Below are 13,380 nucleotides of genomic sequence, written 5' to 3' on the forward strand. Positions count from 1 at the left end.
CTGCTGCCTCTTTCTATTAACGTTTTGAATATTGCGGACGTTTTCTCGCTTTGTGAAGACCAACTTTCTTACGTTCCACTTCACGTGAATCACGGGTAACAAAACCAGCCTTACGAAGTGCTGGACGCAATTCGCCGTCAAACTCCATTAAAGCACGAGTAATACCTAATCTAATAGCACCCGCTTGTCCTGATGTGCCGCCGCCTTTGACTGTAATTAGAAAGTCAAACTTTTCCATCGCATCAGCTGTCTCTAATGGCTGACGAACGATCATACGATCTGTTTCGCGGCCAAAATACGCATCTAATGTTGCATTGTTAATTTTTATTTCGCCTTTACCAGGACGTGCAAAAACACGTGCTACTGAACTTTTACGACGACCGGTTCCATAATATTGGGTTTGTGCCATGATAATAAACTCTTGTTAAATATCTAAGGTTTTAGGTTGTTGTGCTTGATGCGTATGCTCAGGGCCAACAAATACTTTCATTTTCTTGAACATGTTTCTGCCTAGCGTGTTTCTAGGCAACATGCCTTTAACCGCTGACTGGATAATACGTTCTGGGTATGTTTCACGAAGCTTACCCAATGAAACAGACTTCAATTTACCGATTTGACCTGAATGGCGGTAATACATCTTGTCTTTTTCTTTATTGCCAGTCACGCCAATTTTTTCCGCATTAATCACGACGATGTAGTCGCCCGTGTCAACGTGCGGCGTGTACTCCGGCTTATGCTTACCACGTAAGCGATGCGCTATTTCTGTCGCCAGTCTGCCTAACGCTTTACCTTCTGCGTCAACAACAAACCAATCGTGTTCTACTTCTTCTGCTTTTGCACTAAATGTTTTCATTTCGTAATTCCACTCACTCGTGATGCGGGTCTATCAAAGAGCCGCGTATTCTATCTATTTTTTCACTTAATCACAATGCTAAGTTAACAATCTTTAACGTTCCAAGCCTAAATCGCCTCAAATACACGACTTCAATCCGTTAACGCCCTATACCCACGTAATCAAACCCGTGCGACACCATCATTTCTTTATCAAAAACATTACGGCCATCAATGACCAATGGCTGACGCATTCTGGCAACCAAATCTTCATACTCCGGCGACCAATATAACGGCCATTCCGTCACGAGCAGCAAGGCATCGACACCATCAACCACCTCCATATGATCTTCGTAATAACTCACTAAATCTTCATCCGCATAATAAGCTTTAAGATTAGCTAGCGCCTCTGGATCGTGCACCCGTACTTTAACACCTTGAGAAATGAGCGCATCGATGATTTTTAAACTAGGCGCATTATCAATACTGGCCGTCCCCGGTTTAAACGATGCTCCCCACAATGCCACTACCTTACCCGTAACATCCCCTTTGTAGAACTGCCACAGCTTCCTAAACAACAATTCTTTTTGAACTTCATTTTCTTCAACCACCGTTTTAAGCAGTGATTGTTGGCGTTCTTTTTGAAATATTCCTGAAAACTTTGACACATAGGCGTGGAAATTTTGACCTCCAAAGCCACAACCCGGTGACAAATAATGTTGGCCAATTCTAGGGTCCGCGCCCATACCATCCTTAACAACGCTAATATCCACGCCCAGCTGATCTGCCAAATTAGCTAACTCATTGATATAACCCAATCGAATAGCCAGCATTCCAGTGATAGCAAATTTAGTAAACTCCGCTTCACGCGAACTCATCACTTGCAGCCCATCCAGCTCCGCACTAAAAGGCCTCAGCACCGCTCTCACTTTCATCAAAACCTTATCGCTATCCATGCCTAAAATAACCCTTTTCGGTCGACTGAAGCCTTGTAGCGCCATACCTTCCTGTAAATTATCGGGTATATAAACAACGTCACCCACTTTACCCAATCTAGACTGCAGACCTTCCGTCGCCCCCACCGAAAAATTACATTGGTTAACGACTAAGGGAGCCCCTAGCTGACTTTTCCTTAGATTATCAACCACCTCTGACGCCATCGTTTGCTCATTCGATTGCAAAGCCAACCAGTGAACACCTGCCTCGGCCGCTGATAGTTGTCGGCGCCGTATCAACCTGCCGGCTCCCACCTGTAGCTGCAACTCATTCAACAAGCCCGGCTCATCTCTTATAATCGACATATCCTTTAGGTCTTTTAAAGCACCCTCGCCCATATCATCTATAGCAACATCATTACCCACCTTTGCTAAGCTAGCTGCCGCTACCCATGCAGAAAGATTCGAGCCATAGACATTAATTTTCATCGCTATTTTCCTTGCCTAGCTGTTGCGTATAGCGCAACAGCCCTTTTGTGGATGAATCTAAATCACCGTTGCTGATTTGATCTAGCTCGGCCAAAAGTGATGTCGCTACTTGCTTGCCTTTTTCAACCCCCCATTGATCAAACGGATTGATCTCCCAAATCACAGATTGCACGAACACCTTGTGTTCATATAAAGCAATCAGCCCACCAAATGTTTCTGGCGTTAATTCATCCAGCATAATACTGGTACTGGGTTGATTACCATCGTAATGTTGATAGCCGTTAGTACTACTATTACCCCCTTGTTCGCCATCACCCAAGGCCAACAAACTCGATTGTGCGAAACAGTTTGTTAGTGATAGGCGGTGCTGCTGCTGTAGTTCTTTACCGCCATTTTCATATCGTATTGCAGGCGCAATAAAGTCACACATCACCGGCTCCGTTCCTTGGTGGAGCAACTGATAGAAGGCGTGTTGCGCATTTGAACCCACCTCACCCCACAGTACAGGGCAAGTTCGATAATGAATTCGCTCACCCTCACGATTGATACTTTTACCATTACTTTCCATTTCTAATTGCTCAAGGTAGGCCGGTAATTTAGCAAGCCGCCCATCGTATGGCAAAATGGCGTGCGCGTGAATATCGAGAAAATTAATATTCCAAACACCCAGAAGTCCTAACAATACCGGTAAGTTTCTTTCAAATGGCATTTCTCTAAAGTGCACATCCATATCGTGCGCACCTTTCAGCATTGCTCGGAAATTATCCATGCCAATTGTCAAAGCAATCGGCATGCCGATCACCGACCAAAATGAATATCTACCGCCCACCCAATCCCAAAACAGCAACTGGTTCTTCTCTGGCACGCCCCAGGCGAGGGCAGCCGATGTATTACCCGTTGCAATAATAAAGTGATGCTGATTAATAATCTCGGCACTTATTTGGCTTGCTTGTAGCAACCACTCGCGCGCCGTATTGGCATTTGCCAAGGTATCAATCGTAGAAAATGTTTTTGAGGATATAATAAATAGCGTTGTTGCCGGATCAAGGGTTGGCAGCAATTTCTCTAGCTCACTGCCATCCATTGATGACACAAAGTGCACATCAAGCCCTCCCATTTCAGGTGACGCATACTGCTCTAAGGCATCACAAGCCATTAGCGGCCCAAGGTTTGAACCACCCACACCGATATTAACAATATTCGTTATAGGACTACCGTCGTAACCACGCCACTGGGCGTTCTGAAGCTGCTTAACCAATAATTCCATTTTAGCCAACGATGCATGTACGTCAGCCACCACGTCCTTCCCGTCTACGCACAATGTTTCATGCTCGGGCAACCTCAGCGCAGTGTGCAAGGCAGGTCGGTTTTCTGATACGTTAACCTTTGCACCCATGAATAGCTTTTCTATCCACGATTGAAGCTCATGTTCTTGAGCTAAAGCAAACAATTTATCTAACGTTTTCGTTGTAACTCGTTGCTTGGAAAAGTCCAATAAAAAGTGCTCGGTAGACACGCTCAGCGCATCAAACCTAGCCGAGTCCGACTGAAACAAGTCCTTAAGGTGCACACCCTTCATCTCTTCGGCATGCAGCACCAAATCAATCCACGCCTTCCCCTCTCGGTTACTCATCGCTCAACTCAAACTTTTAATATAGGCCTTCAAACCCTCAGACGTTTCCGCGTGCTGTAACCCATAGGCAATATTGGCCTTTAGATAACCAAGCTTCTCACCACAGTCGTAGGTTTTGCCTGTCATTTTATATGCCTCAACCGATTGCTCAGTCAGCAGCGCATCGATCGCATCTGTCAGTTGAATTTCACCACCCGCACCAGGCTTACCCTCAGCCAATAAGTCCATCACCCGCGCAGGTAATATATAGCGTCCTATTACCGCAAGGTTTGAAGGCGCTTCGGCCTGGTTCGGCTTTTCAACCAACCCTCTAATAGCGGTCGATTCGCCTGTCTTCGGCATAACGTTACTACAATCAGCAATACCGTATAAATGCACTTTATCAGTCGGCACTTCACCCACCATAATCTGAGCTGAATGATCTCTTTCAAATTCGCCAATCATTTTAGCTAAATCATTACTTTCCTCTGCCGCGTTATGGACCAAGACATCTGGCAAAATAACTGCAAACGGTTCTTGATTTACCAAACTCGCTGCGCAATAAACCGCATGCCCTAAGCCTCTAGCCTCTGGTTGGCGAATAGAAACAATAGACACATCTGGTGGCACGATGTTCTGAATAGCACTCAACAACGCCGTTTTGCCCTTCTTCGCTAACTCAGCCTCTAACTCATAATGCGCATCAAAGTGATCTTCTATTGAAGACTTACCGCTGCGCGTCACTAGAATAATTTCTTTAATACCAGCCGCTACCGCCTCCTCAACAACGTGTTGAATAACGGGCTTATCCACTACCGGCATCATCTCTTTAGGAATCGCCTTGCTAGCAGGTAACACACGCGTCCCTAAACCAGCAACGGGTATTACTGCCATCCTAACTTGACTATTCGTACTATCCATTTCGACTATCCATTTCGACTATCCATTTCGACTATCCATTTCAATTACATTATCTACGGGTATCCGCTTTTCATTTTGTTGCTGCTTACTTGACACAATCCCTAGAATTCCGGATTGCGGTTTAAAACCGCTGACAACTTCTACTAAAACTGCTCTAATCGCACCAACGTCATATTGTTCCGCTGCATTACCTAGCCTTATTAATATTTTCTCCAGCGCCATCCAAGGCACCTCATCCTCTTCGGCGCACATAATTTTAGGGTGCTCGGTGGAAGATACGTTATTACCAATCAGTAATTCTTCGTACAGTTTTTCACCCGGCCTAAGCCCGGTGTACTTAATATCTAGGTCACCGTCGGGCTGATTTTCATCACGCACTTCCAAACCACTCAAATGAATCATCTTTCGTGCCAGATCAAGGATATTGACTGGCTCTCCCATATCCAACACAAACACATCACCACCCTTCATCATGGCCCCCGCCTGAATCACTAACTGCGCTGCTTCCGGTATGGTCATAAAGTAACGGATTACTTTGGGGTCTGTCACCGTTACTGGGCCACCCTGTTGGATTTGCTTTTTAAATAAAGGAATAACCGACCCCGATGAACCCAGCACATTGCCAAATCGCACCATGCTAAATCGCGTGCCGTCAGTTTCCTTATCCAACGCTTGCAAAACAAGCTCAGCCACACGCTTGGATGCACCCATTATGTTTGTTGGGCGAACTGCCTTATCCGTTGAAATAAGAATGAACGAGGCCACACCTGCCGCGATTGCCGCTTGCGCTGTATATAGCGTACCCAATACATTATTTTGAATCGCTTCACTTGGGTTTTGTTCCACCAACGGCACGTGCTTATAAGCCGCCGCATGGTAAATGGTCTCCACTTTGCATTCTGAGCAAACCTTCTCAATCCTGTTTTTATTAAAGACCGACCCTAGCACTGGCAAAACATTAACCGGCTCACCGTAACCTAAAGTTTCATGCAATTGAGCTAGCTCTTTCTCCAAGGCATAAAGCGCATATTCACTATTTTCAAACAGAATTAACTCTCGCGGTTGCAAACGTAAAATTTGTCGGCAAAGTTCTGAACCGATTGAACCACCAGCACCCGTTACCATGACAATTTTACTGCTTATATTTCTCCCCATTAACGATTCATTCGGCGCAACCGGATCACGGCCTAGCAAGTCTTCAATATCAATATCGCGAATATCGTCAACCGTCACCTCTCCCTTTGCTATTTCGGCAAATGTTGGCAATGTCTTCACCTTTACAGGGTAGGGTTCCAGTAAGGCGATGATTTGCTGACGACGATGACGAGAGATAGACGGCATCGCCAACAAGACATCTGTCACACCGTGTCTCCCAACTAAGCGGCTTAAATCAGTAAAAGGGAATACTCGAAGGCTATGAATTTGACGTTTATGTAACGAAATATCATCATCAATAAAGCCAGCAACTAATATATCACTCCTTAAAGCCAGCTGATCTGCCAACTGTACGCCAGAAGAACCAGCACCATAAATCAGCATTCTATGACCGCTGGCAGGGTTCTCCTTGCCGCCCAAAAGACCAGCAAACCACCAACGAGCAATCATTCGGCTGCCGCCAATTGTCAGAAGCACCAAAACCCAATTAATAATATGTACTGAACGCGGAACGTGATCTATTCCTACCAGCAAAACCAAGGCAGCCAATAGTAAAGCGTAAAGTGATACCGCCTTTACAACCACCCACAAGGAATAAAAGCCCAAATAACGAACAATTGCTCGATATAAACCCAACCTAATGAAAATTGGCACAGCAACAAAAGGAGCAAATAGAAACAAAATACCCACGTCCGATTTGGGCCAATATAGCTCCCCCAAACGTAAAGAAAATGAGAGCCAAAGCGTAGCTATTATTACTAAGGTATCAAAAAATAATGTAATACCTCGTTTTACCTGGCGATTTTGAGAGAGTAGCCATTTTGGCAGTGAAAACACAAGCTTATCCATGCTGAAATTTGTATACTGAGTTTATCTTCATATAGACCAACAATTACGATGTGAAATACCAAAACCCCATTTGTTTTGGATAATATATTTTATAATTTTTATTATAAAATCCAAGCTACTCCATTAAGCTCGCTAAATGCTCGAGTACTTTTCGCTTATCCATTGCCCCGCCTTTACGATGTAATCATCCAGTTTAAGTGTAGCTTGGTTTCAACCTGAAACAGCACTTTTGGCCGCACACCACTTAAAAGTGGGAATTGCCACGAAGCATAACAGGAGCCTACCACGTAACCCCTCAAGTGTTTGAAGTACCGTTTCCCTTTTAACTGTAGTTCATATCCTAAGTAGGCAACGATTTTGTGCCCCTTCCGCATACCATTGACACTCGCCCGCCAATTTTCTAGCGCGTTAATCGTTACACGCGAAAGGCCTGTATGTTCCGCCAGCACATGTTAAAAATTTTATTCTCGACTGACGCAAGTAATACGCAACCTAACTCTTTAAAATCCATATTTACCACCTAAATTTAAAGTATTTAATGCGAGCTGAACACTTAGTGCGAGACACCATCCCGCCTTATCACTTTTACAAACGTTAACCAAAGAATATAGATATCGAAGAAAAATGATCGCCGCCGTAAATACTCAGCATCTAAATCAACTTTTTGAAAAACGGGAAGCTCGTCTCGACCATTCACCTGCGCCCAACCGGTTAAACCCGGCAATAATTCATGCACACTTTTTTCTGTCCGGAACACAATCAGATCCTCCTGATTAAACAGTGCAGGACGGGGCCCAACAAAGCTCATATCACCTTTTAAAATGCACCATAACTGAGGTAGTTCATCTAAACTAGATTTGCGCAGAAAGTCACCTATTGGCGTCAGAACACTTTTAGGGTCTTGCAATAAATGAGTCGCAACAGCAGGCGTATCAATCTTCATACTCCGAAACTTGGGCATTTTAAAAATCACATTATCAATACCTACCCGATCCGACCAATACAGCGCAGGGCCTTTTGAGGTTAATCGCACCACAATAGCTACAAGGCAAATTGGAACAACCAACATAAAAACGGCAAGCAACGCCAATAACAGATCAAACAGTCTTTTCATTTATCTCAGCATCCGCTATTTTCTTTAGTTGCTCATCCATTGTGCTAACGGGCTTCCAGCCCAATACACCACGTGCTTTCGAATTATCCACCTGTAAAGAAGAAAATAAACGCATCGCAACATCCTCCTTACCCACCAACTTTGCTGCAAGCTCCATCCAACTTGTTTGCACAGGAATAAGCCACTGTTTTTTACCGAATGCCTTTGCTACTTTACGCAAAAGTTCAGTTGTCGAAACATCTTGATTATCTGAAATTAAAAATATTTCATTTGCCGCTTTAGGTGATTTCTCCCTATCCGCACACAATGCAATAAAATCCACCAAGTTATCTAATGCTACTAAAGAACGTTTATTGTGGATAGCGCCTAGAGGTAAAGGAATTCCTTTTCTCACCCACTTCACCATAGAAGAAAAGTTAGCTTTCACACCGGGCCCATAAACCAAAGGAGAACGAATAATAACCGCCTCCATATCCGTTTTAAGCGCTAACGCCAACAAGCCTTGCTCAGCTTCATACTTAGACAAACCATAATGATCTACTGGAATATACTCATCACACGGTAAAAAAGGGCATTCAAGTCGAGTAAATTCACCATTAACTTTAATCGAACTTAAAAACACAAATCGCTTAACGCCAGCTTCTTCAGCCATTCGAGCCAAAATCAAAGCTGCATCACGATTGACCTTTCTATATTCAGTCAAAGAACCCGATGCATCATCATTCATAATATGCACACGAGCTGCCACATGTATAACAGTATCTACACCATCAAAAAGAGAGGGCTTTGAACCCAGCGAATCTTCGGTCAATACCGATAAATCGCCTATAACGACTTGTTGAACAATGCTTGATAAACCTGCTGACTTTTTACGCACACCAGCCAAAACCTCGATACTATCTGCCAGTAAACACTCCACCAACGCCTTACCAACAAAACCTGTTGCACCAATTAACATTATTTTCATTTTGTTACCTCGGAAAACAGAACGTACACCATGGAAAAAACCTTACATTTATCTTCGTTTTTAATTCAGAATTCATATCCTTTCCTTTAAAACTTCTAAGGTATTGCCCCGAGCGCATTGCAGGTCACTTATAGATTCATTCGTTTTATTTACTGCCACTGCAAATAGCTTATACTACGGTTGTAAGCTAGGAAACCGTTCAACGAGTGCTATCAACAACATCTAAATAAAGCTTGTTTTTCAGCCCCCCTCCTTAACTCTCTGAAGAGGAACAGCCCTCGCATACGCTTTCCATTACTGACAGCGTATGCGTTAATGTAAAACCTACCCCTCATTTGTTTTTTCAACTCCTTGAATTCACCGGCAATTACTAGCATCAAGTAGCTTTTTATATAATGCAACATACGAACTAGCCATCTGCTTCGCTGTAAATAACTTCCAATATCTCTCTTCAGCTCGCTTACCCATTTCCCCTGCTTCCTCTGGATTATTCCACAAATAATCCATCGCCTGCCGTAAAGCAATAGGGTCACTGGGCGGCACAACCACACCTGTTTCTTTGTCAATATTTATATACGTTGTTCCTGTACCAATCTCGCTAGAAATCAGAGGCTTTCCATACATAGCCCCCTCTAATAAGGAAATACCAAAAGCTTCAGAACGAAGGTGAGAAGGAAAAACAACCGCATAACAAAGCTCAAGAAGCGCAACCTTATCCTCATCAGGTAAAAAACCAACAAAGTAGATGTTCTGCAAACCTAGTTTCAAAACCTGCTCTTTCAGCGCCTGTTCGACAGGCCCCGCACCCATGATGACAATTGGGTAATTGGTTGTACGAGCCGCCTCTATTAAAATATGGAGGCCTTTATAATATCGAAGAACCCCTAAAAATAGGAAAAACCGGGAACCAACCTTCTCCCTCCAAGTCTGTAACCTTTCCAAAGAGGGCTTAAGGTAAAGGCTCTTATCAAGCCCATAAGGGATCACACTGACCTTACCCTTAAACCGAGAAAGTGTCGTGCTACTTTTGAGATAGCTGGGTGATGCTGCCACAATGTGGCTCACACTTCTTAGAAACTGCCTTTTCAATGGCCGGTAAAGTCTTAATAAAGTCTTCTGCTTAATAATATCTGAGTGATAAGAGACAACACTCGGTTTATTAAGCCCTGATAGCAGATGCAAAATATCCGTAAAGGGGTAGGGAAAATGATAATGAATAATGTCTGCTTTTTTTGCTAATTGCCGAAATCGATAAAATGCAGATATTGAAAATGGTGTTGAAGCTATTTCAAAATTTGATTTACAACGGTAAACTTTATGCCCATCGACCTCAACAACCCTATCTACCTTAGATGGGCTAAGCACTAAAACTTCTGAATCGCACCCATGAGGCTCAGTACCTCGTACCAACTGATTAATAACTTGCTCAACACCACCAATGGTATCGGGCAAATAGGTTTTGTAAAAATGAAGAACTTTCATAACTAAGCCAAACGCCTATAGGTAATAGCCCTTTCAAAAGAAGAAACTAGTTGTCGAGCCGAACTATCCCAACTAAACCTAGCCACGTTTGTTTTGGCGTTTTCAGCAAGTTTGCCACGCAATTCTCCATTGAGAATAAGCTGCCTCAAGCCTTTTTCTATCGAATGAATATTTTGCGCATCAACTAGCAACCCCGCATCACCTGCAACCTCAGGCATAGACGAGTTATCCGCCGTTAAAACAGGTACTCCATGCACCATCGCCTCAAGTAAGGGCAACCCAAATCCCTCATACAAAGAAGGCATGGCTAAGAATTCAGCATGTGAATATAACGCACTTAACAGCTCCTCATCCACATAGCCCAGCAGTCTGACATACTCACTCAAACTTAAACGAGTAACCTCATCCGCTACATTTACATCACCCCACCCTTTACCACCCACAATAACTAGATTCGCCTGAGCTTTAACCTCTGTTGGCAAAAGAGCATAGGCTTCTAGTAGACGAGTAAGATTCTTACGTGGCTCCAGTGTCCCTACAAAAAGAAAGTAAGGAGCATGAATGCCATACTCAGCAAGCATATTGAAAGAGATGTCACTTGGGGTACAAGTTGCGGCCAAAGGTATAACCAGCAATTGCTTAGAACTCAGATGATATTCAAGTTTAAGCGCCCTCGCTGTTGACTGAGAATCGGCAACAACAACATCGGCTGAACGTACTGCATAAGGCATTTGAAGTCTCTCCAGCAGATATGTTGCTGAACGCATCGTCTCACTAACATACTTCCATGCAAGATCATGGATAGTAACAACGCTAGGAATACTCCTTGGCAAGAAGCGAGGAAGCCGATGTGACGGCCCCCAAAAAACATCCACCTCATCTTTTTTTGCCCATAAAGGCAAATAACTCTCAGACCACAGCTGCCTTAATACACCATGACGCCAGTTTATTTCTCTAAAGTGCGCACCTGTCAAATTTGCTTTCACATCGTCTGAAATGGGCGACGGACTATAAAGGTACAGAGCAATATTTTCAATCTTAAGTAAAGCACGACACATTTCTAAAGTGTAACGCCCTATACCCGTTAGTGGGCGTGATAACAGCCTAGCATCAACACCAACCTTCACTCAGCATACCATCCTTTCGTCTTTCAACATCCATCGCAGTGTTGCCTCTAATTCCAATGGCTGCCAGCCATCTATTAACTGTCTCAATCGTGAATTATCACCCGCAAGAACCCGCACTTCATTTGCACGAACAAAATCAGGATTCACCTGGACTTCAATCTGCTGCCCAGTAATCTTTTCACACAAGCCAATAACTTCTCGTAAGGTATAAGCATTCCCAGAACAAACATTAATGGTTTCACCTACCGGGCAAGCCTCCATCAATTTTCTATAAGCCTCCGATACGGATCGAACATCCCCAAAATCCCTAGAAACATCCAAGTTCCCCAGTTCAATAACTTTTTTATTCTCACGAAAATGCGCCACTATCTTAGGGATCAAAAACTTATCGTCTTGCCCAATACCCGTGTAGTTAAATGGTCGCGTAATAAACAGTGGTAACCTGTCTGCCCATAACCGCGCCATATTTTCCATCGCAAGTTTACTAACCGCATAATCATTGGCCGGGTCTGGCAAAGCACTTTCAGCCAAAATACCTTCCGAGCGATTACCATACACATTAGCACTACTTGCCAACAACACCGCACGTACATAAGAGGCATGTTCCGCCAAAGAGCTCAGCAAGTTACGGGTTCCTAATAAATTCACTTGATAAAATGCATTCGCATCACCATGCCCAACAAAGGCAACCCCTGCAAGGTGAACAACCGCTTCCGGCTGTATTCGCTTTACTTCAGCGGCAATTGCGTCATATTCATTTAAATCTGCTTGTAAGCCAATAACAACGTGTCCATTCGCTTCAAGCTCGGTTTTTAGGTGTTGCCCTGTAAAACCATTAAGCCCCGTCACTAATACTCGCATTAAAATGAATACCCAGCCTTATTTCGACGTAAATCAGCTTCTACCATCATCGCGCAAAGTTCTTCTAAAGTAGTTGACGGCTCCCAACCTAAATCATCCTTTGCTTTTTGAGGATTACCAATCAACAATTCAACTTCAGCTGGTCGATAAAATGCAGGGTTCACCTTAACAACTGTTTTACCTGTTGTCTTATCAATAGCCGTTTCAGCTTCCCCCTCACCTTGCCAGTTCAGCTCAATATTAACCGCTTTAAAGGACATCGTAACAAAGTCACGTACCGTTTCAGTACGGTTAGTTGCTAATACATAAGTGTCCGGCTTATCAGCCTGTAGCATTAAATACATGCCTTCAACATAATCTTTAGCAAAACCCCAGTCACGCTTTGCATCCATATTGCCAAGCTCTAAAACATCTTGCTTGCCCAATGAAATTCTAGCCACGCTGTTAGTAATTTTACGCGTCACAAACTCTTGTCCACGTAACGGCGATTCATGGTTAAACAAAATACCACTGCACCCAAAAATACCGTAAGACTCACGGTAATTAATCGTCATCCAGTGCGCATAAAGCTTTGCAACACCATATGGGCTACGAGGATAAAAAGAAGTGGATTCTTTTTGAGGAATCTCTTGCACCTCACCAAACATTTCAGAGGTTGATGCTTGATAAAAGCGAATTTTAGGATTCACAATACGAATAGCCTCTAATAGGTGCACAGGACCTAGCCCAGTAATCTGCGCCGTGGTAATAGGCTGGTCAAATGATACACCCACGAAGCTTTGTGCAGCTAAGTTGTATATCTCTGTCGCCTGCGTTGTTTCCAACAACCGAATACTAGAGCCTAAGTCAGTTAAGTCATATTCAATTAACTCCAGGTTAGAATGATTCTGAATACCAAGCTCTTCAATACGCCAAAGGTTCACCGAACTTGTTCTACGGTAGGTACCAAAAACCTTATACCCCTTATCTAAAAGAAGCTCTGCTAAATACGCACCGTCTTGACCTGTTATACCCGTGATAATTGCAATTTTTGACAT

12 protein-coding genes are annotated in these 13,380 nt (G+C 43.6%); all 12 read right to left on the reverse strand.

Annotation, left to right across the window (positions count from 1 at the left end; all coding sequences use genetic code 11):
• Nucleotides 1-16: 16 nt before the first annotated feature.
• The 12 genes from rpsI to gmd all read right to left on the reverse strand — a co-directional run bounded on the left by rpsI (nt 17) and on the right by gmd (nt 13,380).
• Nucleotides 17-409, reverse strand: coding sequence for a 30S ribosomal protein S9 (gene rpsI, locus AB1Y31_09720; GenBank protein ID MEW4983449.1), 393 nt, complete (start codon nt 407-409; stop codon nt 17-19).
• Between the two features lie 15 nt (nt 410-424).
• Complete coding sequence (gene rplM / locus AB1Y31_09725; GenBank protein MEW4983450.1) at nt 425-853, reverse strand: 50S ribosomal protein L13; 429 nt, start codon at nt 851-853, stop codon at nt 425-427.
• Nucleotides 854-992: 139 nt separating this feature from the next.
• Nucleotides 993-2,255 carry a nucleotide sugar dehydrogenase gene (locus AB1Y31_09730; GenBank protein MEW4983451.1) on the reverse strand — a complete coding sequence of 421 codons (1,263 nt, stop codon included), beginning with the start codon at nt 2,253-2,255 and terminating at the stop codon, nt 993-995.
• Nucleotides 2,245-3,888 carry a glucose-6-phosphate isomerase gene (pgi, locus tag AB1Y31_09735; GenBank protein ID MEW4983452.1) on the reverse strand — a complete coding sequence of 548 codons (1,644 nt, stop codon included), beginning with the start codon at nt 3,886-3,888 and terminating at the stop codon, nt 2,245-2,247. The genes AB1Y31_09730 and pgi overlap by 11 nt, the downstream gene beginning before the upstream one ends.
• A gap of 3 nt (nt 3,889-3,891) precedes the next feature.
• Entirely contained in the window at nt 3,892-4,788 is an 897-nt protein-coding gene (gene galU, locus AB1Y31_09740) for a UTP--glucose-1-phosphate uridylyltransferase GalU (protein ID MEW4983453.1), read from the reverse strand.
• An 18-nt stretch (nt 4,789-4,806) separates the two neighbouring features.
• Entirely contained in the window at nt 4,807-6,792 is a 1,986-nt protein-coding gene (locus tag AB1Y31_09745; protein ID MEW4983454.1) for a nucleoside-diphosphate sugar epimerase/dehydratase, read from the reverse strand.
• A gap of 553 nt (nt 6,793-7,345) precedes the next feature.
• On the reverse strand, nt 7,346-7,906 hold the full coding sequence (locus tag AB1Y31_09750) for a sugar transferase (protein ID MEW4983455.1): 561 nt from the start codon (nt 7,904-7,906) through the stop codon (nt 7,346-7,348).
• A complete protein-coding gene (locus AB1Y31_09755; protein MEW4983456.1) occupies nt 7,890-8,873 on the reverse strand; it encodes an SDR family oxidoreductase in 984 nt (327 codons plus the stop codon). Before AB1Y31_09755 ends, AB1Y31_09750 begins: the two co-directional genes overlap by 17 nt.
• Before the next feature lie 357 nt (nt 8,874-9,230).
• The gene (locus AB1Y31_09760) at nt 9,231-10,355 is read right to left on the reverse strand and encodes a glycosyltransferase family 4 protein (protein ID MEW4983457.1); all 1,125 of its coding nucleotides are present in this window, start codon (nt 10,353-10,355) and stop codon (nt 9,231-9,233) included.
• A 2-nt stretch (nt 10,356-10,357) separates the two neighbouring features.
• Complete coding sequence (locus AB1Y31_09765) at nt 10,358-11,482, reverse strand: glycosyltransferase family 1 protein (GenBank protein MEW4983458.1); 1,125 nt, start codon at nt 11,480-11,482, stop codon at nt 10,358-10,360.
• The gene (locus AB1Y31_09770; GenBank protein MEW4983459.1) at nt 11,483-12,343 is read right to left on the reverse strand and encodes a GDP-mannose 4,6-dehydratase; all 861 of its coding nucleotides are present in this window, start codon (nt 12,341-12,343) and stop codon (nt 11,483-11,485) included. It lies immediately after the preceding gene.
• The gene (gene gmd / locus AB1Y31_09775) at nt 12,343-13,380 is read right to left on the reverse strand and encodes a GDP-mannose 4,6-dehydratase (GenBank protein ID MEW4983460.1); all 1,038 of its coding nucleotides are present in this window, start codon (nt 13,378-13,380) and stop codon (nt 12,343-12,345) included. Before gmd ends, AB1Y31_09770 begins: the two co-directional genes overlap by 1 nt.

The sequence above is a fragment of the Cycloclasticus sp. genome, assembly GCA_040743155.1.
Lineage (GTDB): Bacteria > Pseudomonadota > Gammaproteobacteria > Methylococcales > Cycloclasticaceae > Cycloclasticus.

Excerpts from the sequence above, each read along its gene's own strand:
- rpsI (MEW4983449.1), bottom strand. The coding sequence starts at position 409 with ATGGCACAAACCCAATATTATGGAACCGGTCGTCGTAAAAGTTCAGTA.
- rplM (MEW4983450.1), bottom strand. The coding sequence starts at position 853 with ATGAAAACATTTAGTGCAAAAGCAGAAGAAGTAGAACACGATTGGTTT.
- AB1Y31_09730 (MEW4983451.1), bottom strand. The coding sequence starts at position 2,255 with ATGAAAATTAATGTCTATGGCTCGAATCTTTCTGCATGGGTAGCGGCA.
- pgi (MEW4983452.1), bottom strand. The coding sequence starts at position 3,888 with ATGAGTAACCGAGAGGGGAAGGCGTGGATTGATTTGGTGCTGCATGCC.
- galU (MEW4983453.1), bottom strand. The coding sequence starts at position 4,788 with ATGGATAGTACGAATAGTCAAGTTAGGATGGCAGTAATACCCGTTGCT.
- AB1Y31_09745 (MEW4983454.1), bottom strand. The coding sequence starts at position 6,792 with ATGGATAAGCTTGTGTTTTCACTGCCAAAATGGCTACTCTCTCAAAAT.
- AB1Y31_09750 (MEW4983455.1), bottom strand. The coding sequence starts at position 7,906 with ATGAAAAGACTGTTTGATCTGTTATTGGCGTTGCTTGCCGTTTTTATG.
- AB1Y31_09755 (MEW4983456.1), bottom strand. The coding sequence starts at position 8,873 with ATGAAAATAATGTTAATTGGTGCAACAGGTTTTGTTGGTAAGGCGTTG.
- AB1Y31_09760 (MEW4983457.1), bottom strand. The coding sequence starts at position 10,355 with ATGAAAGTTCTTCATTTTTACAAAACCTATTTGCCCGATACCATTGGT.
- AB1Y31_09770 (MEW4983459.1), bottom strand. The coding sequence starts at position 12,343 with ATGCGAGTATTAGTGACGGGGCTTAATGGTTTTACAGGGCAACACCTA.
- gmd (MEW4983460.1), bottom strand. The coding sequence starts at position 13,380 with ATGTCAAAAATTGCAATTATCACGGGTATAACAGGTCAAGACGGTGCG.